At 44.2% G+C, this 25,266-nt stretch carries 21 protein-coding genes; 20 read left to right on the top strand and 1 reads right to left on the bottom strand.

The genetic code is table 11. From position 1 onward, the window contains the following. Positions 1-318 precede the first annotated feature (318 nt). From G7092_RS10590 to G7092_RS10495, 20 genes are all read left to right on the top strand, one after another. Positions 319-2,538 carry an alpha-amylase family protein gene (locus G7092_RS10590; RefSeq protein ID WP_166088978.1) on the top strand — a complete coding sequence of 740 codons (2,220 nt, stop codon included), beginning with the start codon at positions 319-321 and terminating at the stop codon, positions 2,536-2,538. A gap of 48 nt (positions 2,539-2,586) precedes the next feature. After that, positions 2,587-3,933: a sugar porter family MFS transporter gene (locus tag G7092_RS10585; RefSeq protein ID WP_166088976.1), complete on the top strand. Its 1,347-nt coding sequence runs from the start codon at positions 2,587-2,589 to the stop codon at positions 3,931-3,933. A gap of 18 nt (positions 3,934-3,951) precedes the next feature. Beyond that, positions 3,952-7,293: a DUF5107 domain-containing protein gene (locus G7092_RS10580; RefSeq protein WP_166088973.1), complete on the top strand. Its 3,342-nt coding sequence runs from the start codon at positions 3,952-3,954 to the stop codon at positions 7,291-7,293. Further along, positions 7,290-8,327 carry an aldose epimerase family protein gene (locus G7092_RS10575; RefSeq protein ID WP_166088971.1) on the top strand — a complete coding sequence of 346 codons (1,038 nt, stop codon included), beginning with the start codon at positions 7,290-7,292 and terminating at the stop codon, positions 8,325-8,327. The genes G7092_RS10580 and G7092_RS10575 overlap by 4 nt, the downstream gene beginning before the upstream one ends. A 67-nt stretch (positions 8,328-8,394) precedes the next feature. Then, the gene (locus tag G7092_RS10570) at positions 8,395-9,255 is read left to right on the top strand and encodes a helix-turn-helix domain-containing protein (protein ID WP_166088970.1); all 861 of its coding nucleotides are present in this window, start codon (positions 8,395-8,397) and stop codon (positions 9,253-9,255) included. 62 nt (positions 9,256-9,317) lie between these two features. Then, complete coding sequence (locus tag G7092_RS10565; RefSeq protein ID WP_166088968.1) at positions 9,318-9,887, top strand: DUF417 family protein; 570 nt, start codon at positions 9,318-9,320, stop codon at positions 9,885-9,887. A gap of 33 nt (positions 9,888-9,920) precedes the next feature. Next, positions 9,921-10,460, top strand: coding sequence for a carboxymuconolactone decarboxylase family protein (locus G7092_RS10560; RefSeq protein WP_166088964.1), 540 nt, complete (start codon positions 9,921-9,923; stop codon positions 10,458-10,460). 6 nt (positions 10,461-10,466) lie between these two features. Continuing rightward, a complete protein-coding gene (locus G7092_RS10555; protein WP_166088962.1) occupies positions 10,467-10,889 on the top strand; it encodes a nuclear transport factor 2 family protein in 423 nt (140 codons plus the stop codon). Positions 10,890-10,915: 26 nt separating this feature from the next. Continuing rightward, complete coding sequence (rpiA, locus tag G7092_RS10550; protein WP_166088959.1) at positions 10,916-11,608, top strand: ribose 5-phosphate isomerase A; 693 nt, start codon at positions 10,916-10,918, stop codon at positions 11,606-11,608. Positions 11,609-11,621: 13 nt separating this feature from the next. Then, positions 11,622-12,185: a Crp/Fnr family transcriptional regulator gene (locus G7092_RS10545; RefSeq protein ID WP_166088956.1), complete on the top strand. Its 564-nt coding sequence runs from the start codon at positions 11,622-11,624 to the stop codon at positions 12,183-12,185. Positions 12,186-12,359: 174 nt separating this feature from the next. Further along, positions 12,360-12,749, top strand: coding sequence for a RidA family protein (locus G7092_RS10540; RefSeq protein ID WP_166088954.1), 390 nt, complete (start codon positions 12,360-12,362; stop codon positions 12,747-12,749). Between the two features lie 53 nt (positions 12,750-12,802). Then, positions 12,803-13,960, top strand: coding sequence for a glycoside hydrolase family 88/105 protein (locus tag G7092_RS10535; RefSeq protein WP_166088952.1), 1,158 nt, complete (start codon positions 12,803-12,805; stop codon positions 13,958-13,960). A gap of 258 nt (positions 13,961-14,218) precedes the next feature. Beyond that, a complete protein-coding gene (locus G7092_RS10530; protein WP_166088948.1) occupies positions 14,219-15,169 on the top strand; it encodes a collagen-like domain-containing protein in 951 nt (316 codons plus the stop codon). A 100-nt stretch (positions 15,170-15,269) separates the two neighbouring features. After that, complete coding sequence (locus tag G7092_RS10525) at positions 15,270-15,407, top strand: hypothetical protein (RefSeq protein WP_166088946.1); 138 nt, start codon at positions 15,270-15,272, stop codon at positions 15,405-15,407. Between the two features lie 70 nt (positions 15,408-15,477). Continuing rightward, positions 15,478-15,639 (top strand): hypothetical protein, encoded by a 162-nt coding sequence (locus G7092_RS10520; protein WP_166088944.1) that lies wholly within the window; start codon positions 15,478-15,480, stop codon positions 15,637-15,639. A 709-nt stretch (positions 15,640-16,348) separates the two neighbouring features. After that, positions 16,349-17,149 carry a snapalysin family zinc-dependent metalloprotease gene (locus G7092_RS10515; RefSeq protein WP_166088942.1) on the top strand — a complete coding sequence of 267 codons (801 nt, stop codon included), beginning with the start codon at positions 16,349-16,351 and terminating at the stop codon, positions 17,147-17,149. Positions 17,150-17,459: 310 nt separating this feature from the next. After that, a complete protein-coding gene (dinB, locus tag G7092_RS10510) occupies positions 17,460-18,650 on the top strand; it encodes a DNA polymerase IV (RefSeq protein WP_166088940.1) in 1,191 nt (396 codons plus the stop codon). Next, positions 18,640-21,585, top strand: coding sequence for a DNA polymerase III subunit alpha (locus tag G7092_RS10505; RefSeq protein ID WP_166088938.1), 2,946 nt, complete (start codon positions 18,640-18,642; stop codon positions 21,583-21,585). Before dinB ends, G7092_RS10505 begins: the two co-directional genes overlap by 11 nt. A gap of 377 nt (positions 21,586-21,962) precedes the next feature. Beyond that, entirely contained in the window at positions 21,963-22,814 is an 852-nt protein-coding gene (locus G7092_RS10500; RefSeq protein WP_166088935.1) for a ThuA domain-containing protein, read from the top strand. A gap of 103 nt (positions 22,815-22,917) precedes the next feature. Then, positions 22,918-23,778, top strand: a complete 861-nt coding sequence (locus G7092_RS10495) for an alpha/beta fold hydrolase (RefSeq protein WP_166088932.1) — start codon at positions 22,918-22,920, stop codon at positions 23,776-23,778. A gap of 96 nt (positions 23,779-23,874) precedes the next feature. Here the strand turns inward: G7092_RS10495 and G7092_RS10490 are convergent, their stop codons facing one another. Then, positions 23,875-25,266, bottom strand: coding sequence for an FGGY-family carbohydrate kinase (locus G7092_RS10490; RefSeq protein WP_166088929.1), 1,392 nt, complete (start codon positions 25,264-25,266; stop codon positions 23,875-23,877).

The following is a 25,266-nucleotide window of genomic DNA, read 5'->3' as shown; positions in this document are numbered from 1 at the left end:
ACAAAAACATCATAAAATATTTCATTTTTTGATAGGTGGCGTTACGCAGCTAATTAATGATATGTACCGTTGTTTATATTATAAAAGGTAGTTTTATTAAATTAAGGGCCAGATTTTTCTTTCATGCTAGTTATGGGGGTTGTCGTAAAAAAATCCATCATTATCATAACATTCACTATTTTTTAATCTATTTTAATCATTGAGCTTTACATCGTAACCAATTGAACATATTATCCATATTTATAGCGTTTGCCTCACTGGATAATAGATAACAGCATGCCTGTTAACAAGGGGTGATATGATTTACCGGTATAAACTATGATGAAAAGATTAACCTACCCGCTTGTTGTTATTGTTTTATTGTTAGCTTACCACTCAGGATTTGCGCAAAAGACGGTTAACGCCTTTGAGATCACCACCAGCCATATTACCATTAAGGTAGATGCTCATACCGGTACGGTGAATTATGTATTCCCAAATGGTATACGGATTGAAAATACGGTAGGCTACGTTAACGATTTAAAATCGGGTGTTACTACAACCGCCGATTTTATCAGTCATCGATATACAACTACTGTAATTCATGATAATATAGGTACCGGCCGGCAAACGATCATTACACATAGCGATCATCAACATCCATTTGTACTGGAACAGCGTTTTACCAATTATGAGGGACACGATTATACGCTGATCAGCCTGACTGCCAAAAATAAAGATGCCAAAGCAAAGCCTTTAGAAACCCGTGATATTAGCCCGATAGCCGTGCTACCCCAATATAAAGGCAGATTGTTTGTTCCTGGTACCGAACCCCGCATATTGGATATGCCCTTTGATAATGACGACTGGACACCTACCCTGGAGAGAAGCTGGCCTAAGGCCGGATTGCCTAAAACCACGGGCATTACTTATGAGTTCGCGGCTATTTATGATATGCTAAAAAACTCTGGACTGGTTATTGGCAGTGTAAAGCACGATTTTTGGAAAACCGGCCTGGCCTATCAAACTTCCAACGAGTTGGGTTATGTGGATTCGCTCAAAATTTTTGGCGGTGCATCAACGCCCGATGATCCTAAATTGCCCCCTGCTTATGGCGGTAATGATGGCACGCATGACCTGGTGGCACATGGCACGGCAATGGGCCAGTCGGTAAGTTCGCCTGCGATATTTTTATGCGCCAAGGACGATCTGAACGAGGCCTTTAAGCAATATGGAGAAGCAAATTCTGCCATCAATGGTAAACAAACCAGGAATGGCTATGCCCCGGTTTACTGGAACAGCTTTGGCGTTGAAGGTGTGTTAGGTTACGAGAAAGTAATGATGCCACCCGCCGTTGAAAAGATCTCCGATTTTCTGCATACACTTACCAATTTCAGCAGCTATTCCAAACCGGTAATGAGTATCGACTCCTATGATCAGGGTATTTACTCAACCGAAGTGTTGGCTGATTTAAGTAAATACTTTGCGAAAAACAACCAACAAATGGGCTTTTATTTTATCCCTTTTGCTATGTGGAACTGGAAAGACGATATTGAGGGGAAAAAGGTAGCGGGATCAAATTATGATTTAAAAGACGTATTGCTGCATGATAACGAAGGTAAACCCATTATGTATAAAGATGGTAAATGGGGCGCTTATGCCATGGATCCTACGCACCCGGCAATTCGCTTGTATATTATCCAGCAATTAAAAAAAGCTAAAGCTATCAATGCCAAATTCCTGAAAATAGATTTCCTGACAGGCGGTGCGCTGGAAAGCACTACCCGCTATAACAAAAATATCCGTACCGGGATGCAGGCCTATGATTATGGCATGAAAACGTTGCGCCACCTGGTTGATTCTATACTGGGCAAAGATATTTTTATAACCCAGGCTATATCGCCTATGTTCCCGCATCAGTATGCACACACCCGTTTCATATCAACCGATGTGTATTCGCATTTGCGTGATGATCAGCCCGGTTTTCCGCATTATGGCAGTACGGAGGCCTCGCTGGCTACGGGCTCGCATATGGGCTGGGTGCAGGGTACACTGTTTCCTTATACCAATATGGATGTAAGCATCATGAAAAACTTCCAGAAAAATCCCGATCTGAGTGAGCAGGATGTCAAAGTACGCTTATACGCGTTGATGGTTATGGGCAGCATATTGGGTGATGGTTCCGATTTCAGGCAACCGCTCATAGCAAGCCGCGCACAGGCGTTTTTAAACAATAAGCAGATAGCGGCGTTTTTTAGTCGGCCTAAAGCATTTATACCATTGAAAGCTGCTGATGGAGAGACGTTTGATCAGCAGATGTCTTTTTATCTGCCGGGTGAAAATACCCTGCTGGCATTGTTCAATTTTGATAAGCAAAAGAACTATGAACAGGTTTTAACCCGACGGGCCCTGCACCTGGATGCGGGCAAAGCTTATCAGTTTAAGGATATGCTGACGGATGCCGTTATAGGCGAATTAAAAAAAAGAGATACTGAATTTAAATTAAGCGCTGCACCAGCCGATGCAATAATGATAAAGTTAATCCCAGTAAATAAATAGGCTAAATAACGATATTACGCTTAAACCAGTAAATACATACCCTAAAAAATGAGTAGTTCAAAAACATTTAACAGCAGTTATATAATCGGGATCTCCTTTATTTCGGCCCTGGGCGGATACCTCTTCGGGTTCGATTTTGCCGTGATATCGGGCGCTTTGCCATTTCTGCGTACCCAATTTGCGCTCGACCCCGTGTGGGAAGGTTTTTTGACTGGCTCATTAGCTTTAGGCTGTATCATAGGCTGTTTATTTGCCGGTAACCTTGCCGATAAATATGGTCGCAAGCCAGGACTAATGGTCGCCGCTTTGATCTTTGCAGTGTCGTCCATTGGTATTGCCTTTGCACAAAGCTTGACTTATTTTATTGTACTGCGTTTTGCCGCGGGGATTGGTGTGGGCATGGCCTCTATGCTTTGCCCCATGTATATTGCCGAAATTTCGCCTGCTGAAGTACGTGGCCGTAATGTGGCTATAAACCAACTTACGGTGGTTATTGGCATATTGGTAACCAACCTGGTCAACTATTTTTTGGCCGATGCAGGGCATGATGCCTGGCGCTGGATGTTTGGCCTCGGTGCAGTGCCATCGGCTATATTCCTGATCGGCGTAACCTGGTTACCCGAGAGTCCAAGGTGGCTGATGAAATCGGGCCAGGTAACTAAGGCCCAGCAAGTACTCAACAAAATAGGTACGACAGATTTTGCTAATACCACCATGAAAGCCATTGAAAAATCATTGGCGGGCGGCGCAGTAAAACAGTCCTACAAAATGGTGTTTGAAAAGGCGGTACGTCCGGCGGTTGTGGTGGGTATCACGCTGGCCGTGTTTCAGCAATTTTGTGGTATTAACGTGGTATTTAACTATACCTCAACCATATTTGAATCGGTAGGGGCCAATCTCAATCGTCAGTTGTTGGAAACGGTTTCTATAGGTGTTGTAAACCTGGTATTTACCTTATTGGCTATGTGGCAGGTAGATAAGTTGGGCCGCCGCCCGCTGATGCTGGTGGGTTCGCTGGGTTTATCTATCATGTATATTGTGCTGGCTATTGCCTTGCAAAACCATTTCCCGGCCGGCCTGGTATCCCTGTTTGTGTTGCTGGCTATCAGTACGTATGCCATTTCACTAGCCCCGGTTACCTGGGTGCTTATTTCAGAGATATTTCCGAACAAGATCAGGGGAGTAGCCTCGTCGGTAGCCATCGTATCGCTATGGGGGGCTTACTTTATACTGGTGTTCACGTTCCCTATACTAGCCAAAAAACTGGGCACTTACGGGCCGTTTTACCTGTACGCAGGTATCTGTTTCCTGGGCTTCCTGTTCGTGAAGTCGCGCGTTAAGGAAACCAAAGGCCAAACCCTCGAAGAACTGGAAGAAAATTTAATCAGACATTAATCATAAGAAAAATATATTATGCATCATTCTAATGTATCCGTTTGGGAAGAAAAAGTTGTTATCCCTACGTATAGTGTGGGCAAGCCCGATAAAAATCCCATGTTTTTCGAAAAACGTGTTTACCAGGGCAGCAGTGGTGTAGTATATCCCAACCCGGTGATCGAAAAAATTGCCGACGAAAAAGAAGACAAAGAATACACAGGTTTATTCCTGGAAAATAAGTACCTGAAGGTGATGATCCTGCCCGAACTAGGCGGTCGCATCCAGATGGCTTTTGATAAGATCAAACAACGTCATTTTATATATTATAACCAGGTGATCAAGCCCGCGCTGGTGGGCTTAACCGGTCCGTGGATTTCGGGTGGTATCGAGTTTAACTGGCCGCAGCACCATCGCCCAAGTACTTTTGATCCGGTTGATTACACCCTGGAAGAACATGCTGATGGCAGCAAAACCGTTTGGGTGAACGAGGTGGAGCGCATGTTTCATACCAAGGGAATGGCCGGTTTTACGCTTCGCCCGGATACGGCTTATATCGAGATTAAAGCTAAACTGTTTAACCGCTCGGCCCTGCCGCAAACTTTCCTGTGGTGGGCAAACCCGGCGGTGAAGGTGAATGACTATTACCAGTCGGTTTTTCCGCCAGATGTAAACGCGGTGTTTGATCATGGCAAGCGTGATGTATCTGATTTTCCTATCGCTACCGGTACTTATTACAAGGTTGATTATTCGCCGGGTACCGATATATCGATGTATAAAAATATCCCGGTGCCAACCTCATATATGGCTATCAACTCTGAGTATGATTTTGTGGGTGGGTATGAGCACGATTCACAGGGTGGTTTGCTGCATGTGGCTAACCATCATGTATCGCCCGGTAAAAAACAGTGGACCTGGGGCCACAGCGATTTCGGTCAGGCCTGGGACAGAAATTTGACCGATGAGGACGGCCCGTACATAGAACTAATGACTGGTGTATTCACCGATAACCAGCCCGATTTTAGCTGGCTGATGCCTTACGAAGAGAAAACTTTCACTCAGTACTTTTTGCCTTACCGCGAATTAGGTATGGTAAAAAATGCTACTAAAGATATTCTGCTCGCGCTAAGCAAAGATGGCGGCAAGGTAAACATCAAAGTACAGGTAACTTCGGCGCAAAGCGGATTGAATATCAATCTGACTTACAAAGGCGAATCCTTGTTGGCGCAAACAACGGATATCAGCCCTGAACAGATTTTTGTGAAGGAAGTAGCGGTTAAAGACGATGTGAATGAGAACGAATTATTGCTCATCATCACCAACAGCAACAAACAGGAAGTGCTGCGTTATGAGCCCGCCAAAAACAAAAAGAACGAAATGCCTTTACCGGCAAAACCAGCCTTGCCTCCCGCTGATGTAGAGAGTGTGGAGCAGCTGTTTTTAACCGCGCAGCACCTGGAGCAATATCGCCATGCTACTTACAGCCCAATCCCTTATTATGAGGAAGCCTTGCGTCGTGAGCCAACTGATGTGCGTAACAATAACGCGCTGGGTAAATGGTATATCCGCAAAGGGCAGTTTGCCAAGGCCGAGCCTTATTTACGCCAGGCGGTTGAAACCAGTATACAACGTAATCCTAATCCTTATGACAGTGAGCCTTATTATAACCTGGGCTTGTGCTTAAAATACTTGGGCAGGGCCGATGAAGCTTATACCATGTTTTACAAATCAACATGGAGCAATGCCTGGAAAGATACCGGCTTTTTCTGCGTGGCGCAGATAGATATGGCCCGCGGCCATTACCAATTAGCGTTGGATCATATTAACCAATCATTGGATAGGAATGCCGCCAATAGCAAATCATACGTGCTCAAAGCAGCGGCTTATCGGAAGCTTGGTCAACTCAACAAAGCCCTGACTACTATTGATGCTGCTTTGGAGCGTGATGGTTTTAACCTGGGCGCACTGTTTGAAAAAGTACTGGCTTACCGGATAAGTAACGATGCCGATAAAATAGAGGAGAGCCTGAACCAGTTGTTAACGCTTTCGCGCCATGACGATCAGAATTTTATAGAGTATGTCCTGGATTACGCCACTGCGGGTTTGTATGATGAAGCATCGCAATTGCTGCAATTGGTTGTAAAACCTGCGGAATCAAGCCCTATGGTTTATTATACTTTAGGTTGGCTGAGCCAGTTGGGTGGCCGTAAGGCTGAGGCTGCCGAGTGGCTGGCCAAAGCTGTCAAAGCCGATCCATATTTGTGTTTTCCTAACCGTTTGGATGAGATCGGTATCTTGAAATTAGCTATAGAGCTCAACCCAACTGATGCCAAAGCGCCGTACTACCTGGGCAACCTGTTTTATGATAAACGCCAGTATACTGATGCGGTGAGTTACTGGGAAAGTTCGGCTAAGCTGGATGCTCAGTTCCCAACGGTTTTCCGTAACCTGGCTATCGCTTATTTCAATAAGCAAAACAACGAGCAAAAAGCCCTGGAATATTTTGAAAAAGCCTTTGCATTGGATAAAACAGATGCGCGGGTATTAATGGAGCTTGATCAGTTGTATAAAAGATTGAACAGATCGCCTGAAGAACGTTTGAAATTTCTGGAAGATAACCTTGCTGTGTCCGATCAGCGCGATGATGTGTATCTGGAAAGAGTAACGCTGTATAACCTTTTAGGTAAGCATGAAACCGCTTTGAATCTGTTGAACAGCCGCCAGTTTCATCCATGGGAAGGGGGCGAAGGCAAAGCATCAGGGCAGTATATATTCAGCCTGATCGAACAGGCTAAACAATCTCATGAAGATGGGCAGTCCGAAAAAGCGATCACTTACCTCAACAATGCCAAAACCTATCCGCATAACCTGGGCGAAGGTAAACTGTACGGAACCCAGGAGAATGATATTGATTACTGGTTAGGTTGCGCTTACGAAGCCACCGGACAAACAGAGCAGGCCCAAAAATACTTTGAACAGGCTACCATTGGCTTGGATGAGCCGTCGGCCGCTGTATTTTACAATGATCAGCAGCCGGATAAGATCTTTTACCAGGGATTAGCCTGGAGAAAATTAGGGGACGAGGAAAGGGCCCGCAACATATTTAAAAAGTTAAAGAATTATGGTGCCCTGCATGCCAATGACGATATCAAGATCGATTATTTCGCTGTGTCGCTGCCAAACCTGCTCATATTTGATGACGACCTAAATTTGCGCAACCGTATCCACACCAGCTTTTTACAAGGTTTGGGCGCATTAGGTTTACAGGAATTGGATGCCGCGCAAAAAATGTTCGATAATGTACTGGAACTCGACGCAGCTCATGCCGGAAGCAAGATCCATCTGGATATGGCAAAACATATTTTAAATATCCAGGGATGAGCAATACTACCAATATAACCTGGCAGGAATGGGGAGATCATGACGGTGAGCCTGTCTGTCTCTTTAAAATGGAGAATGCTCATGGTGCCTATGTGGAACTGACCAATTATGGGGCTACGCTGGTTTCGGCAGTGGTACCTGATGGGTATGGCACTTATGGCAACGTGGTCTTAGGATTTTCATCATTGCAGGGCTATTTGGATGATGACTGTTATATTGGTTCAACCATAGGTCGTTACGCCAACAGGATAGGAGGGGGTAGTTTTGAGCTGGATGATACCACTTGGCATCTTGAAAAAAATGATGGTGAAAATACTAACCATGGCGGCAACAATGGTTTTAACAGCCGGATTTTTAAATATGCAATTACCGCAGAAGGGTTGTTTTTTACGATACAGAGCCCCGATGGAGACGGCGGATATCCCGGTACCCTTGAACTTACGGTGCATTATATATGGACGGATCTGAATGAGCTGATCATTAGCTATTACGCGTCGACGGATAAAAGAACAGTAGCCAACTTTACCAATCATGCATATTTCAATTTATCAAATAACGGAGCCAAGATATTTGATCATATACTTACTGTGCATGCAGCAACTATGCTGCAAAATGGTACGGCCTATATCCCCACGGGACTTATTGAGTCTGTGGGGAGCAAAGGTTTTTCAGGGACTACCATCCGAAGTAAAATGTTGATAAACGAAATCAACATTACCGGTTTAAATGAGTGTTATGTGTTGAGCGGACAATTAGTTAATGCCCATAAATTGGCGGCCGAGTTGACCGAAAAAAAATCGGGGCGCAAGCTGGAAATATTTACTACCTATCCATCTCTCATAGTCTACACTGGTGATTATTTACAAAGCAAACATTCGGGCTGCAAAGGAGAACAGTATAGCCCTTTTGATGGCCTATGTTTGGAATGCCAGTATTATCCGGATAGTCCTAATCACCTCAATTTTCCTTCAACAGTATTAAACCCCGGCGATACTTATCGGGAAAGTATCATTTATAAGTTTGGGACTATTTAAGGGTCACATTTATACAGATGGGTATACCGGAAATATTTACTTTTAGCTCTGTTAAATATAAATAAACATGCAAGAAGTATTTTCAAGATCTGGCGAATATCTGATTGGGTTAAAAAATGCAGATACCGATCTGCTGAGCTCACCGGCTCAGTTCTCTGAATATACTATCTTATTTATTCCTGAAGGAAAAGGTGTTTATCATGCCGATTTTGGCAAGTTTAACTATGCCGGACCTATTCTCCTGTTCTCGACACCCTTACAGGTTATTTACCTGGAGCATAATAAACCTGAACCATTAACCATGCTGCAGTTTCACTCCGACTTTTATTGTATCGAATATCATCGGGAAGAGGTTGCCTGCAATGGTTTGTTGTTTAATAATTTGTATATACAACCCTGTGTTAAACTAACCACCGACGATGCCCGGGTATTTGAGCAGCTGTTAGTCGAGGTTGATCAAGAGTTTGGACAGGTGTCTCCATCAGAGATCGTTCTCCGGGCGTATTTGCAACTCTTCCTGGCCAAGTCAAGCACTATTAAAGTAAAGCTGATAGCCGGTAACCAGGATCGTAAAGAAAAGGATGAGCAAATGGAGCAATTCAGCAGGCTGTTGGATCAGCATTATCTTACCCTGCATAAACCCAATGATTATGCGCAGCTACTGGCCATAACACCCAATAGTTTCAGTAAGCGCTGTATGCGTTATTTTAAAAAAACACCTTCGCAGTTGATCCAGGAACGATTGATACTGGAGGCCAAAAAGCGACTGCACCTAACCCGGCAAAGCATCAAGGAAATTGCCTATGCGCTTCAGTTTCAGGATGAATTTTATTTTAGCCGTGTTTTTAAAAAGGTAACCAAAGTTTCACCGCAAACTTTTCGCGATAAAACCGGTATCTCCATTGTGGCAGATTTGTCCAAGCAATAGCCACATTCGTCCATGTTGGGGCGTTGATAACTGATGTAGCTTTGATTAAACAAAATTACATCATGAAAACTTCTATTATAAACAGCATCGCCAACCTCGATCAATTGGGCAAAAAAGTTATCCGTTTTGGTATCGTTGTGGTGTTCCTTTGGATAGGCTGCCTTAAATTTTTTACTTACGAGGCCGATGGTATTGTGCCTTTTGTAGCCAACAGCCCCTTCATGTCTTTCTTTTATAATCACCCAACTGAATACAAAACCCATCAGAATAAAGAAGGCGAGTTGATACCCGCCAATCATCAGTGGAACATCGAAAACAATACCTACGGATTTTCAACCGGTTTGGGGATTTTCCTGGTAACATTAGCCGTATTGGTGGCCTTATACCGGATAGCTCCTTTAGCCAGTATGATTGGCAGTTTGCTTATCGCTATCCTCACCTTGGGGACACTCTCGTTCCTGGTTACGACGCACGAAAGTTGGGTGCCGCACTTAACCGATGCGCAATGGGGTTTCCCGTATCTTTCTGGTAGGGGGCGTTTGGTAATTAAGGATCTGGTGATACTGGGTGGCGCTATCATCACCATGAGCGAATCGGCAAGGCTTTACCTCAATCGCCAAAAATCAAAATAAGTTATCTTTAATAAAATCTTTAAACATAATATCATGAAAACAATACAAGTGCCCAACCGCGATCAGGTAAGCGCCGGATCGCAGGTTATATTTGATCAGTTTCAAAAAAGATTAGGCAGGGTGCCCAACCTGTACGCTACTATGGGTTATTCCGAAAATGCCTTGAAAGGCTTTGTTGATTTTGATGCCGCGTTTAGCCATGGGGTATTTAGGCCAAAAGAAAGAGAAGCCATAGCGCTTATCGTGTCAGAAATAAATGGCTGTGCCTACTGTTTGGCAGGTCACACCTTGGCCGCCATTAAAAACGGATTTACCAAAGAAGAAACCTTGGATCTGAGAAGAGGGAAAAGCAACGATGATAAGGTGAATGCGATAGTACAATTGGCCAAATCAATAACCATTAATAAAGGCCATGCAGATGAGCAGTCCCTGGATGATTTTTATGCTGCCGGCTTTGATGAAGCTGCCTTGATGGAACTTATAGGTCTGGTTACCGTACGGATATTTACCAATTATGTTTTTGCGGCAACCGCTATCCCGGTTGATTTTCCTTTGGCCGAACCAATAAATTAATTTACAATGAAAACTGATAATCAAAATAATACCCAGCCAACCGATGATGAAAAACTGGCCATTGCCAATAAATTTATCACCTCATTAAAAAGCAATGATTGGGATACCATGCGCTCCATATTGGCGGCCGATGCCAGTTGGACATTGCCCGGAACCAGCTTACTATCCGGTTTGGCAAATGGTGCCGAAGCGATCATCAAACGGGCGCAGGGCCTAAAACATTTTGGGGTGAATTTCGATCTGAAATATATCCTGATTGGTCTTAATGGTTTTACCTTATCGTTGCATAACACAGCCAGTCGCGGGAATTTGCTGTTGGATGAGCAAGTAGCCATTGTTTTTGAGGTGAACGGAGGAAAGATCATAAGCATGGCTACTTATCTTTCTGATGTGCCGGGCATCAATGCTTTTTTTATTGCGGGGATATAAACTATCTTGCCGCAAAATTAAGACACATGGCTGATTATAAACTGGAGGCTGCCAAAGCCGCGTTTAAATTTATAGAAACAGGGCAAACAATTGGCCTGGGTGCCGGTACAACAGTATTGCACCTGGCCAATATGATCGGGCAGGACGAGGGTCTGGCCCGGTCTGTTGTTTTGGTATCGTCATCATTTAAAACCAATAGCTATTTGCAAGAGCAAGGCTTAAATGTAAAGTCCGCATCGGCTGTAAAACATCTGGATATCTATTTTGATGGCTGCGACCAGTTCGACAAGCAACTCAATGCTCTGAAAAGCGGCGGCGGCATCCATACCACCGAAAAAATACTGGCCTCCATGGCTGCCGAATTTATTTTAATGGGTGATGATACTAAATTTGTACCCCAACTCACTACCACCTACCCGCTGGTGATTGAAATTTTGCCGCAGGCTTTACAGATTGTGCTGGCTAAACTCAAGTCTGCTGCGTATCCCGATGCCGAGATCAAATTACGTATGGGCGATCAGAAAGATGGCGCGGTTATTTCTGATAACGGTAATCTGCTGGCCGATATTTATTTTGCTCACACGCCACATTGGCAGCAGCTCAATATCGATATAAAAATGATTCCCGGAATTGTAGAGCATTCCCTGTTTTATGGGATGGCTACCAAAGCTATTATTGCCGGAGAGAAGGGAATAAGGGTTATTATGCCCGAATTATAGCATCTTCTTATACATGGAGGAAATATTAAGAAGACATATAGAAAAAATAGTACCGCTTACCGACGAAGAGTTCGCCTTTGTATGGTCGCATTTTACAGCTAAAAAGTATAAAAAACACCAATTTCTGATACAGGAGGGCGAAGCGGTAAAGTATCATTACTTTGTGCTCTCGGGGCTTTTAAAATTGGTATATACAGATGAAGCGGGAAAGGAGCACATTGTTTCGTTTGCGATGGAAGACTGGTGGGAGAGCGATTTTTATGCCTTTTACACACAAACAAAAGCAACCATGTCCTTAGTGTGCCTGGAAGATACCGAGGTACTTTGTCTTTCACTCGATGATTACAAAAAGTTGTGTGATAGTATGCAAAAGATGGTGCGTTTTTTCCTGGAGAAAGCCAATTTTGGTTTTATTGGATCTCAGCGCCGCATCATATCCTGGCTAACCTTAAACTCCAAAGAGCGTTATGAACAGTTGCTTAAACAATATCCTTCCCTTATTCAGCGTGTGCCTAAAGGTCTGCTGGCTGCTTATCTGGGTGTTTCGCGCGAAACACTGAGCAGGTTATCTTCTTAATGTGATATTCCTCACAGAATAATCGTGAGGTTTATCAACTGTCTATTCCGGGTGTTATGCGCAGTTTTGCCTCATGAATTTTTAACAACGATCATGAAAAAAACGGCAAAACTTTTAGCATTACTATTCATAATCACGGTGCCTGCTCTGGCACAAACTCAAAACCCCAATAAGATGGAAAAAAGAATCATTAACCCCTGGCAATGGCAGGACAAGCGCAGCTATGTACAAGCGGTTGAAGTAAAACATGCAGAAAGTACGCTGTATATTTCGGGACAGACGGCTATTAGCGCCGATGGTATATCCAGTAACGACGATATGAAAACCCAATTAATTAAAGCTCTGCAAAACTTGGAGCAAGTGATCGGCGAGGCAGGTTACAAGCCCGAAGGTATTGTAAGATTAAATATCTATACAACTTCTACCGCGGAACTTTGGCCTCACTTTCAAATTTTCCAGGATTGGGTGGCTAAACATGGCATCAAACAATCGCTCACGTTGTTAGAAGTGAAAAGTCTTTTTGAAACACTAAAGATTGAACTGGAAGCTACAGTAGTGAAGTAATCAACTTCGGGTAAAATATTTATCTTTAAAGCCTAACCTAAAAATACCTGAAAATGATTGCCCAGTTAAAATTCAAATACCTTTGTACGTTACTGCTATTTTTGATCCCTGGTATAAAAGCTTATGCTGTAAAGCCTGCGGTTAAACCCGATTCGCTGCTGCAAAAAGCATATATACTCAACATCATGCACCGGGTTGCAGATTGGCAGATTAATGACTGGAATACCAATGGTTTTAAACACGCTAAAGTCGATTGGACAAACGCTGCCTGTTATACCGGCATTTATGCACTGGGATCACTCAAAAACAACGAAAAGTATTTAACAACACTGGTGAATATAGGCAACGATCTGGGCTGGAATACCGGACGCGATCGTTTTATGGCTGATGATTATTGTATAGGGCAAACCTATTCCTTGCTATATGCAAAATACAAGGACAAAAAAATGATTGCGCCCTTCACCTTATTAGCCGATAGCATTGTGAACAAGCCGCATGACGAATCGCTGGAATGGAAAAATCATATAGCCTCCAGAGAATGGGCATGGTGCGATGCCTTGTTTATGGGCCCTACGGCTTTAAGTTATTTGAGTACAGCAACAGGTAATCTTCAATATTTAAATACAGCCACTAAACTTTGGTGGAAAACAACCGATTATCTGTATGACCCTGCCGAGCACCTGTATTTTAGAGATGGTAGCTACCTGGATAAAAAAGAAAAGAACGGCAAGAAAGTATTTTGGGCCAGGGGCAATGGCTGGGTGCTGGCCGGTTTGGTGAGGGTGATGGAAAATATGCCTGCCAATTATCCAGACAAAAAGAAGTTTGAAAAATTATACCGCGATATGGCGGCCAGGATATCCTCACTGCAACAACCCGATGGCAGCTGGCACGCCTCTCTGCTCGATCCGGAAAGTTATCCGGTTAAAGAAACAAGCGGTACCGGCTTTTATTGTTACGCCCTGTTGTGGGGCCTTAACCACGGCATGCTGGATAACAAAACCTATTGGCCTGTGGTAAAAAAAGCCTGGGCCGCACTAACAGCTTCGGTGCATGCCGATGGGATGCTGGGGTATGTACAACGCATAGGGGCCAGCCCCGATGCCGTTACCGAAAACAGTACCGAAGTGTACGGAGTGGGCGCGTTTCTGCTTACCGGAACTCAGCTATATCAGTATTTAAATACCCATCCGGCTGCTGCAAAAAACTAAAACGAAATATTCTTATAAAACACAAAAGGGAGGCACTAGCCTCCCTTTTGTGTTTTATTCCCCGCCATATTCGTGCCCTAGTGTAGGCATTTAGCCTGTTTTAGGGCTTGCGGTCTCTTGTTAAAAATCACCGTTTTCTGTGATTGACCGGTTTGTTTGATTTAAGGAATATTGCAAATGAAATATTACTTGAAAGATTATTAATACTAGCGATAATTTTTTAAGTGCTGTTTTTACAAACTTTCGGGATACATGGATATGAAGAAAATTAATTACACACTGCTATTATTAGCATCAATTATAATGTTGTTTACGATCTCTTGCAGCAAGGACGGTGCTGCAGGGCCTAAAGGTGATACCGGCGATAAAGGCTCAACTGGGGCAGTTGGGCCCGCCGGTCCAGCCGGGGCAAATGGTACAGCCGGTAATATGATTTACAGTGGCACTACCACTCCTGTGGCTACAAAAGGCGCTATTGGCGATTATTACCTGGATACCGCTACCGGTTTATTGTACGGCCCTAAAACGGCCACTGGCTGGGGAGGCGGTCTCTCATTAAAAGGTGCTACCGGTGCAACGGGTGCTGCCGGAAGCACTACCTTAAGCGGGGCAGGCGTGCCTGCCCCAAGCTTGGGTAAAACCGGCGATTATTATCTGGATAAAATCAACTACCTATTATACGGCCCTAAATCTGGCTCGGGGTGGGGGGCTCCCGTAAACTTGCGGGGGCCCGTAGGGCCGCAGGGGCCTGAAGGGAATGCCAATGTTCAAACAGAGATTTTTATCATAGAAAGTAACCAGTGGAACAACAACTTCAATTATCCTATTAACGGCTCTTATAATCCGGTTAAAGGTGTGGAGCATTATAGCTCACTGATCACGGCCGATGTATTAAATGCAGGGATGATATTAGTCTATTTTCAAGCCGATCCGAATGGAAATACAGCGCAATGGCAACCTCTTCCATTTACATATCCGGGTGTTGGCTACAATTATAATTATGCTTACGAAACTTTTGTGGGTAAAATAAACCTGTATTTTTATTTTACCCCAATAACCAAAGATCCGCCAGCTACCAGTACCTATCAGCCTTTTACAACAAAATATAAGATACTGGCGGTATCCGGGCACTTTGCCATTCAGTTACAGCAAAACCATATTAATGTTAACAAATATGAGGAGGTAAGCAAGTTCTTGAATATCAAATAATCTACTCTGTAGTTTCGAGACCCCCAATTTTAATACCCCTTGAAATTTATTTACATAAAGAAATTTGATAGTCCTATTTATTAGCAGCAGCACAGTAGCCATGCTGTTAACGACCTCATGCAGTAAAGACGGCGCTGCATGTCCCAAAGGCGATACCGGCGATAAGGGCTCAATTGGTGCTGTTGGGCCTGCCGGTTTTGCCGGGACAAATGGCACAGCAGGCAGTATGAGTTTATAGTAGAAAAAACGTTCAGGAAGCTGCTAAAGGCGCTATTGGCGATTATTACCGGGATACCGCTACTGGCTTATTGTATGGCCTCAAAACTACTGCAGGTTGGAGAGGCGGATTTTCATTAAACGGTGCTACCGGTGCACCGGGTGCTGCCGGAAGCGCTACCCTAAGCGGGGCAGGTTCGCCTGCCCCCAACTTGGGTAAAGCCGGAGATTATTGCCTAACCTATTACGGTTAACAAATATGAGGAGGTAGACAAGTTTTTGAGCATGAAGTAAACGTAATATTTTGCGTAAAACCCGCATATCAATACCGTAGTATCACTACTGCTATTGTTAACCGGGGCATATATCTTTGACATTATAAAACCTCTAATAAATAAGTAGTGGTTGCAAAATAGATACGCTGATGAAATCAATGCGCAAAAACCATATTAATGTGAACAACCACGCAGAGGTAAGTATACTCCCCTAAAAGGGATCAAGATAATAAGTTATAAATTAGGGATAATAACTTAGAGACAGCCGCCTACAGCAATGTGGCGGCTGTTGCTTTTTATAAAGAATCGTGATCTCTGATCCAAAAAGGTGGGTGTCACCCTGAGCGCCGTCGAAGGGTAGAGTGCAGAAGCCCACCCGCCATGCCTGGAATCGTCATCCTGTATAGTATTTATGATATTCTATATAGGATGATTGTGTATTTTTTCAAATAATATAAAAATATATAATTATTTTGCTAATTTGGTATTTATAATTCTGATTATATGCTAGTTATTGATAGTATGAAAAATTTGTTAATAGGTGTCTCATAAAGGCATGGACCAGATGAATACCAGTTTTCTTCAAAATCTGGGTAATCTACCGATCAATACACGAATTTTCTTATAAATTCTATCTTATCAATATGTGAAATATCTTAAATAATAAATCATAATTAATCTATCACCGATGAAAACTACAAATCTCCTGCTCATCTCCCTGGCCCTGCTGGCCGCCACGGGCTGCAAAAAAAACAACAACAATGAAGAAAATGTACTGCAAAAAGATGCGGTGACAAAAGAAACCCTTTTCGCAGATTTTAACTGTCAAATGAAAACCGTAACGGGCGGCCCGGTTACCGAAAGCTGGGGACCCAACAACAAATTGTGGACCAACGGTCGTACCATTAAAGTGCGCTTTATTAGTGGCGAAGGAACCACATTTGTACGCAGCAAAGTACAGCAATATGCTAAAAGTTGGGAAAGCAGCGCTAATTTAACGTTTCAGTTTGTGGCTGATAATGCGGCTGCCGATCTGACCGTTGGCTTTAAGCACAATGGCGACGCAGGCTCATGGGCCTATGTGGGCACCGACGGTCGTGGCCAAACTCAGTCGGTTAATTTTGGGTGGTTTGATAATAATACTTCCGACGAAGAATTCAGAAGAACCACCACCCATGAATTTGGCCATGTGCTGGGCCTGCAGCATGAGCAGGCACACCCAGATGCCAACATTCCATGGAACAAAGATGCAGTATATGCTTATTATGAAGGTGCCCCTAACTTCTGGACTAAAGATCAAATAGATTTTAATGTATTGTGGGTTGGCCCCAGAACTGGGAGCAACTTGCTGGCCTATGATAAATCATCCATTATGCACTACCCGGTTCCGGCCAGGTTTACAACAAATAATGTAGCCATAGCTGCTAATAACACCACCATTACGGCTACCGATGCAGCCTATATGAAAAAGTATTATCCGGGCAGATAGTACTAAAAAGGCCATGAACCGACTCACCCCGACGTCGCTACGCTTGTCACCCCTCTCTTCGCCTGCGGCGGAAAGAGGGGTTTCTTTTTAAAAGCACAGGCCAAAGTGCGATTCCCTCCCTCGGGAGGGTAGAGAGGGGTTTATGCGAGGGATAAACTTCAGACAATGGAAGGCGGTTATCCTGAGCTTTTTTTGATGCTATTCTTTTTATTATACTCATTAACAATAATTTAACAAAAAAATGGCATCTGTGTTATATAATAATTGCTAAAAATATTAGTAATTTAGCACTGTATTTACAGCAATCATTATGACAACCCTGGCCGACCGTCGTTTTATATCCCACTTGGATCTGGATACTTTTTTTGTGAGCGTGGCCCGGCTGGACAACAGCGACCTGATGGGTAAACCTGTAATTGTTGGCGGTTTGAGCGATAGGGGTATTGTGGCCTCCTGCAGTTATGAAACCCGTGCTTACGGTGTGCACACTGGAATGCCTATGAAAATTGCTTTGCGACTTTGCCCGGAAGCAAAACCGGTAAAAGGCGATTTCGACCGTTATAGTAAACTCTCGCGTGATGTTGGTGAGATCATCCGGGAGCAAGTGCCTTTGTATGAGAAAACAGGTATCGATGAGTTTTATGCCGATCTCACCGGTATGGATCGCTACTTTGGCTGCAGTCTGTTCATGAGTGAACTGCAGCAACGTATTGCCAACCAAACGGGCTTACCCATATCCTATGCCCTGGCTTCCAATAAGCTGATCTCCAAAGTAGCCACTAATGAAAACAAGCCCAACGGTCATAAGGAAGTACCTTTTGGGACCGAGCGGGAATACCTGGCCCCGCTGGTGGTGCAAAAGCTGCCGGGCGTTGGCGAAAAAACATCGTCGTTGCTGAGGCAAATGGGAGTAACTACCATTAAAATTTTAAGCGAGATACCGCGGCCCATGATGCAGAGCCGTTTTGGTAAGCCGGGTATCGAAATGCATCGCCGCTCGCATGGTATTGATGAGAGTCCGGTAATACCTTATTCCGAACAAAAAAGTATCGGAACCGAAGAGATCTTTGAGAACGATACCATCGATATCCAGTTTTTACACCGCGAACTGGTACGGATGACCGAGAAAGTAAGCTTTCAGCTCCGGCAACAAAAAAAGCTGTGTGGTTGTGTCACCATCAAACTGCGTTATGCTGATTTTAATACCGAAACCAAACAGGCGATGATCAGCTATACCTCGTCTGACGATGTGCTGCTGCAAACCGCTAAAGAGCTTTTTAAAAAAGTATACGACCGTCGGCAGTTGGTTCGCCTGCTGGGTGTGCGGTTAAGTCACCTGGTGCAGGGGCAATACCAGATAGATATCTTTAACGATACAGTAGAGAATATCCGTTTGTACCAGGCGATGGATCATATCCGCAACCGCTTTGGCGAGGACGCTGTGCACCGCTCTATAGCACAACAACTCAATGCGATAGAAAAGGAGCGTTATGTACGTTAATTGCAAAACATGGTTCAGCTACCGTTATGGTACGTATAAAACCCAAGAGCTAATAGCGAAGGCAAAGGCAATGGGTATAAGCTCTCTTGGTCTCACCAATATTAATGGCAACCCCGATGCCTGGGATTTTGTACATTATTGCCGCGAAGAAGGCATAAAACCCATATTAGGCTGTGAAATTCATAACAATAACCGCTTTTGTTACCTGCTGATAGCCCGAAACGATCAGGGCCTGATGCAGATCAACCGCTTTGTGTCTCGGTATAAGATGGAAGATCAGCCCTTTCCGACCAGGCCCGTTTTTGATGATGATGTTTTTATTATTTATACCCTGGGCGTATTACAGCCCCAGGAATTGGAAGATAATGAACTGATTGGCGTGCGGGCAAACGAGGTGAACAAGTTGTTTAACGTACCGGTAGGAAAATATCCTGAAAAATTCATCATCCGCCAGCCGGTAACTTTTCAAAGCAAAAGATATTTTAACCTCCACCGGCTTTTAAGGGCTATTGACAGAAATACGCTGCTCTCCAAACTAATACCGGCCGATACCGCATTGCCCGATGAAATGTTCATGACCGAAGAGGAGCTGATGGAGAAATTCAGGCAGTACCCGGATATCATCAAACGCACACTACAGTTAACGGATACGTGCGGTACAGCTATGGTCATCGACCCAAAGTCCGACAAAAACAAAGCAACCTATACCGACTCTTTAGAAGAAGACCGGCTGCTATTGGAGCAGCTGGCTTTAACCGGAATGAAGGAACGGTATCCTGATGATCCGGTAATTGAAGCAAGGGTACAAAAGGAATTAAAAGTGGTTAACGATCTACGGTTTAACGCCTACTTTTTAATTGTATGGGACGTCGTAAATTTTGCCCGAAGCAAAGGTTTTTACTATGTGGGCAGGGGCAGCGGCGCCAATTCCATCATCGCTTATAACTTAAAAATAACCGACGTCGACCCCATCAAACTCGACTTATACTTTGAGCGTTTCCTGAATAAATTCCGCACCTCGCCGCCCGATTTTGATATGGATTTTAGCCATAAGGACAGGAACGAGATCATCCAGTATATTTTTGACAAGTATGGCGAAAATCATGTGGCCCTGCTGGGTATGCATGGCACTTTTCAGCGCCGGGCGGCTATCCGCGAATTAGGAAAAGTATTGGGATTGCCCAAAGAAGAAATAGACACCCTGGTTAAAAACCGGAACGCCACTTTTAAGGAAGACAGTATACAAAAAGTTATCCTGAAATATGCCGGCCTGATACAGAATTTTCCTAACCACCTGAGTATCCATGCCGGTGGTATGCTGATATCAGAAGAGCCTATTCATCAATATACCGCGCTAGAAATGCCCCCAAAAGGTTTCGCCACCTCGCAAATAGATATGTTCGGAGCCGAGCGTGTGGGGCTCATCAAGCTGGACATCCTGAGCCAGCGGGGATTGGGGCACATCAAGGATACCATACAACTGGTGAAACAAAATAAGGGCATCGACATAGATATTACCCGTGTAGATGATTTTATGAAAGATCCCCTGGTGGCCGACAGGATTCGCCGGGCCGATACCATCGGGTGTTTTTATATCGAAAGTCCGGCTATGCGCCAATTGCTCATGAAATTGGAGTGTGATGATTACTTGACGCTGGTGGCAGCCAGCTCTATCATCAGGCCGGGTGTGGCGCAATCGGGTATGATGAAGGCCTATATTTACAATTACCATAATCAGGACAAGGTGCAATACCTGCACCCCAAAATGAAGGAGCTGCTAAAAGAAACCTTTGGCATTATGGTGTACCAGGAGGATGTGATCAAGATAGCACATCATTTTGGCGGCCTGGATATGGCCGAGGCGGATATCCTGCGCAGGGCCATGTCGGGCAAGTACCGAGGAAACGAGGAGATGATCAGGATAGAGGGTAAGTTTTTTAGCAACTGTAAAGTGGAGGGCTATCCACCCCATATCAGCCGGGAGGTTTGGCGGCAGATAGCCAGTTTTAGTGGCTACTCATTCAGCAAGGCACATTCGGCCAGTTTCGCGGTGGAAAGTTATCAAAGCCTTTACCTCAAAACCTACTTCCCGATGGAGTTTATGGTTGGGGTGATCAATAATTTTGGCGGCTTTTACCGTACCCCTTTTTATTTTCATGAATTAAAACGGGCCGGTGCACAGCTGCATGCACCCTGTGTAAATCAAAGCGATACTTATACCAATATTAAAGGTACCGATGTATATGTGGGCCTGGTACATATTGAAAGGCTAACAGCCGGTTTGCTGGAGACTATTATAACCGAACGCAGCAATAATGGCGCTTATTTGAGTATGGAGGATTTTATAGAGCGGACCCAACCCGGTATGGAGCAGCTGAATATCCTGATCCGTATTGGCGCATTACGCTTTACCGGCACCAGCAAACAGGAGTTGTTGTGGCGTGCCAACTTTTTTCAGAAACAGCAGGAAGAGCAACCCACTACCGTAGCCTTATTTCATGAGCCTATCATCGATTTTAAATTGCCTGAATTAAGTAGTCGCCCGCTGCAGGATGCTTTTGATGAGATTGAGATACTGGGCTTTGCCCTTACCGACACTTTTCCGATGGTTGATGACGACCAGCGGGGGCTCACCTATGTTAAAGAGCTGCCCGGCAAACTGGGGCAAACAGTGAAGATGTTGGGCCAGTTGGTCACCATCAAAGAATCAAACACCATTAAGCGAGAGATCATGAATTTTGGTACTTTCCTTGACCCCCACGGCGATTGGCTCGACACCGTACACTGGCCCGAATCACTAAAACGTTACACTTTTCAGGGCGATGGCTTTTACCGGATGACCGGTAAAGTAGTGGAAGAGTTTGGCGTGTACGCCGTTGAAGTATGGGAAATGCACAAAATAGGCTTCAAAATAGAAATGCTGCAATGGGGGTAAGGAGAGAGAGGTTAGAAGCAAGAGATAAGAGTCAGGAATCAAGAAAAGATATAAAAGGGGTGTCATTTCGAACGAGGTACGAGGAGAAATCTTCTGCGACCTGCAAATTTGCTTTGTACGTTGTATAAGATTTCTCTTTCGCACAACGCTCGAGCCAACCCATGCTCTATCGAAATGACAACTCTTTTTTAGAATTATAATCCTCGCCGTCTCTCGCTTCCAGTCATGTGATGGATATTATCCGACCTTACTCCTTGATTCTCATGTCTTGATTCCCATCCCCGCCCCTACATCACCTCTCATACCCGGTTTTGATGTGCAGGGTTTATAAAAATCATTTAGTTTTATGGTTCTAACCAAAATCCAAGATTTCAACCATGATCAGTCGAATAGGTATTCGGAAAATTGTAGCGTTAGCTATTGCTATCTGCGCCATATGTTTTAGTTTATACAACGCTCATGCACAAGGTACCAAACCTAAATTTAAGGTAATAGCCTTTTACACAGGGCGTAATGATAAGGCACATATCAGCTTTATGCATGAGGCTAACCGCTGGTTCCCGGTCATGGCCAAAAAGTATAATTTCGCCTATGACTCTACCAACAACTGGAGCAATATGAATCCGGAGTTTCTGGCCAAGTACCAGGTGGTTATATTTTTAGATACCCGGGCCGACGACCCTGCACAAAGGGCTGCTTTTGAACAATATATGAAAAATGGTGGCGGCTGGATGGGTTTCCACTTTGCCGCCTTCGCACTTACACCATCAGATTATCCTCAAAACTGGGATTGGTACCACAATGAATTCCTGGGATCGGGACAGTACAAGAGTAATACCTGGCACCCCACCTCGGCTATTTTGCGGGTAGAGGATACTAAGCACCCGGTTACCAAAGGTTTACCGGTTACCTTCAAAGCATCGCCCAATGAGTGGTACCGCTGGGAAAAGGATCTACGTACCAATCCGGATATCAAAATATTGTTGTCAATCGATTCTACCAGTTTCCCGCTGGGTACGGGGCCAAAACCATATGAAATATGGCACAGCGGTTATTATCCCGTGGTGTGGACAAACAAGAACTATCGGATGGTTTACTTTAACATGGGGCATAACGCTATTGATTATGATGGCGGTACCAACAAAGAGCAATCACAAACATTTGACAACGATATCCAAAATAAGCTGATCCTGAATACGCTGCTATGGCTGGGGAGCGGTAAAAAGTAAAGATCTTTAATCTTCGTAATGGTGTCATTTTTTTAGAAAGTAGCCTTGCAGAGAACAGCTTTTTGTTGTCGGTTTATACCTTTGGAGATATCAATCTGCATTTATGAAGAAAATAAAGGAGATTTTTACCCGGGTAAAAGAGTTGCAGCATACAGATAACGAAGATATAACCGACCTGATTTGGCCGCTGATCTGCTATTCGCCAAAATTCCCGCCGAGATTACCGCAACAACAGCTGCTGGATGAGTCTGCACCATTTACGCTGGAGGTTAACGACCTGCATTTTAGTCATTCGATATTAAAATTCAATGGTTTCACATGGGGAAATGGCAGTCGTAAAGTATTGATCACCCATGGCTGGAGTTCAAAGGGTGCTGATTTTATTGATCTGATCACCGCGCTCAGAACCATCGACGATTTGCAGATCATTGCGTTTGATGCTCCCGGTAATGGCAGTTCGGACGGAGAATTATCCAATCTGTTGTTATTTGTGGAAGCAGTAAAAGCTGTTATCTATACTTATGGAGCGCCGGATGTGATGATAGGACATTCTCTGGGTGTAATGGCCAACACCCTGGCTATAAAAGAAACAGGGATCAAACCATCATTACTGATCAATATAACACCTATGGTGAATTTAAAGGAAAACTTTATAGCCACCATGAACAATGCCGATGTACCACAAGCTGCACAGGATAAGTTTTTTGAGAGTTTTAATAAGATATTTGATGTACCTACATCGTATTTTAACCTCGCCGATATATACAAGGCCGATATTGCTCAAAAGCACTGGCTTGCCTACGATCGTGAGGATAAAATGGCGCCTTTCTCTTACACGCAGGAGCTTCTGAACAGGCATGCTGCTATTACCTCTAAAGAATACCCTGATGCCACCCATGAAAGGATCATCAAAGATCCGAGGCTGATAGCAGATGTTTTGGAATTGGTGAAGAATAAGCAATAAAGCGCAGGACCTGTCAGTCTGAGCTTGTCGAAGACTCGTGCGGAGAGGCCTTTGCCCACCATACTTAGACATGCTCAGCATGACAGCCATGCCTTTTTAAACGGGGTTTATTTCGCTTTGCCCCGAGTAATATTTTAGTTCGATAAGGTCATGAGGCAGCGGTTTGGTGTTCCAGGCTTGGTGAATAGCTAAAGCTGTACCCACAGCGGTGGCTTGCGCCATTGATGCGGCATACACTTCCAGGTGGGGGAAAGCGAATGCCAGTAGATGCATAAATACAGCATTTTTACTGAATCCGCCGTCTACAAAGATGCGTTGTACTTTACAATTCGCTAATACATACCCGGTGGAGATGGCTTGTTGCTGTACAATATCCATCATCAATTGATGGTACGCTTCGGTATCTGTCTTGAAATCATGCAGATCACGCTGTTCAAAAACTGATCTTTGTAATTCGCCCTCGTTTGAGCGGGCCTTTGGTGCGTCCTGTGCCTGTAGTTTGGTCACAATAGCAGGCTCAAAAGCCATACTGCGGTATTTGATCACATCCTGATTGAAATGAGTAGCGATGCGCTTTACCTGCTGTTCATAATCATACCCACTAAACAAACGAGATGCCTTGACCGGACTGCCTTTGTATTGAAGATAGTTGAGGCAATCGTGTTTCAATTCATCTCCGGTAAGCGGCGTTTGGTTAAAAGGGTTGAGGCTGATAGACCAGGTGCCGGTTGATATGAGCACAAAGGGCATATTAAAATTTACCAGGTAGGGTATAAGCGCTGCCGAACTATCATGAAGCCCGATACCTACACTGTAAGTACTCCCCGGAAATATAGCCGGGAGTACTGCATCGGCAGGTTGAAGTGGAGCCATTTTGGGTAGGATGCCTTCCTGATCAACCCAGTGGTGATAGCTGTTTGTATTGAAATTCCAAAGGGCGGTATGGCAGCCAATACTGGTCAGGTCGCTTACCATTTGACCGCTGAGCAGGTAGCTCATGTATTGCGGCAGATGCAGGGCGTATTTTATCTTTTTAAATACTTCTGGTTGCTGATATTTAAGCCGGTAGAGTTGCAAACCCGAATTAAGGTTCCCCAAAACAGGTGAGGCGGTTTCACGAGCAAATTTGGCTTCATCACCATAGGTTTCATAAAACTGCCTGCTTAATTCGGGTGGATATGGCTTAAGGTAATTATACAAAGGTGTAAGCGGGCTGCCGCTGTCATCAACGTAAACAAAACTGGCTCCATAGGTGGAAAAATTGACTGCTTTGAGGTCAAACTCTTTGTGTTTGAATATCTCACGAAGGGAATCAAATACCGATAGCCGCAGACTGTCCAGGTTTTCGCAAACGTCGCCATCTTCGTCGTGGGTTTCGGTAAAGCGGGCCGTTCTTTCAAAAACTATTTTATAGTTCTCGTCAAAAAGGAACAGCTTTTTGTTGGTTTTACCTACATCAAAAACAGCTATTACGGGTATCGGTGTCAT

Origin of the sequence: Mucilaginibacter inviolabilis (assembly GCF_011089895.1) — a bacterium.
Lineage (GTDB): Bacteria > Bacteroidota > Bacteroidia > Sphingobacteriales > Sphingobacteriaceae > Mucilaginibacter > Mucilaginibacter inviolabilis.
The sequence above is the reverse complement of the archived record's forward strand: the minus strand, read 5'-3'. Positions and strand labels throughout refer to the sequence as shown.

Coding starts and splice junctions, on each gene's coding strand:
- G7092_RS10555 (WP_166088962.1), top strand. CDS start 10,467: ATGAAAACTGATAATCAAAATAATACCCAGCCAACCGATGATGAAAAA.
- dinB (WP_166088940.1), top strand. CDS start 17,460: ATGACAACCCTGGCCGACCGTCGTTTTATATCCCACTTGGATCTGGAT.
- G7092_RS10525 (WP_166088946.1), top strand. CDS start 15,270: ATGCTGTTAACGACCTCATGCAGTAAAGACGGCGCTGCATGTCCCAAA.
- G7092_RS10535 (WP_166088952.1), top strand. CDS start 12,803: ATGATTGCCCAGTTAAAATTCAAATACCTTTGTACGTTACTGCTATTT.
- G7092_RS10500 (WP_166088935.1), top strand. CDS start 21,963: ATGATCAGTCGAATAGGTATTCGGAAAATTGTAGCGTTAGCTATTGCT.
- G7092_RS10495 (WP_166088932.1), top strand. CDS start 22,918: ATGAAGAAAATAAAGGAGATTTTTACCCGGGTAAAAGAGTTGCAGCAT.
- G7092_RS10570 (WP_166088970.1), top strand. CDS start 8,395: ATGCAAGAAGTATTTTCAAGATCTGGCGAATATCTGATTGGGTTAAAA.
- G7092_RS10540 (WP_166088954.1), top strand. CDS start 12,360: ATGGAAAAAAGAATCATTAACCCCTGGCAATGGCAGGACAAGCGCAGC.
- G7092_RS10490 (WP_166088929.1), bottom strand. CDS start 25,266: ATGACACCGATACCCGTAATAGCTGTTTTTGATGTAGGTAAAACCAAC.
- G7092_RS10580 (WP_166088973.1), top strand. CDS start 3,952: ATGCATCATTCTAATGTATCCGTTTGGGAAGAAAAAGTTGTTATCCCT.
- rpiA (WP_166088959.1), top strand. CDS start 10,916: ATGGCTGATTATAAACTGGAGGCTGCCAAAGCCGCGTTTAAATTTATA.
- G7092_RS10530 (WP_166088948.1), top strand. CDS start 14,219: ATGAAGAAAATTAATTACACACTGCTATTATTAGCATCAATTATAATG.
- G7092_RS10590 (WP_166088978.1), top strand. CDS start 319: ATGATGAAAAGATTAACCTACCCGCTTGTTGTTATTGTTTTATTGTTA.
- G7092_RS10575 (WP_166088971.1), top strand. CDS start 7,290: ATGAGCAATACTACCAATATAACCTGGCAGGAATGGGGAGATCATGAC.
- G7092_RS10565 (WP_166088968.1), top strand. CDS start 9,318: ATGAAAACTTCTATTATAAACAGCATCGCCAACCTCGATCAATTGGGC.
- G7092_RS10585 (WP_166088976.1), top strand. CDS start 2,587: ATGAGTAGTTCAAAAACATTTAACAGCAGTTATATAATCGGGATCTCC.
- G7092_RS10515 (WP_166088942.1), top strand. CDS start 16,349: ATGAAAACTACAAATCTCCTGCTCATCTCCCTGGCCCTGCTGGCCGCC.
- G7092_RS10545 (WP_166088956.1), top strand. CDS start 11,622: ATGGAGGAAATATTAAGAAGACATATAGAAAAAATAGTACCGCTTACC.
- G7092_RS10505 (WP_166088938.1), top strand. CDS start 18,640: ATGTACGTTAATTGCAAAACATGGTTCAGCTACCGTTATGGTACGTAT.
- G7092_RS10560 (WP_166088964.1), top strand. CDS start 9,921: ATGAAAACAATACAAGTGCCCAACCGCGATCAGGTAAGCGCCGGATCG.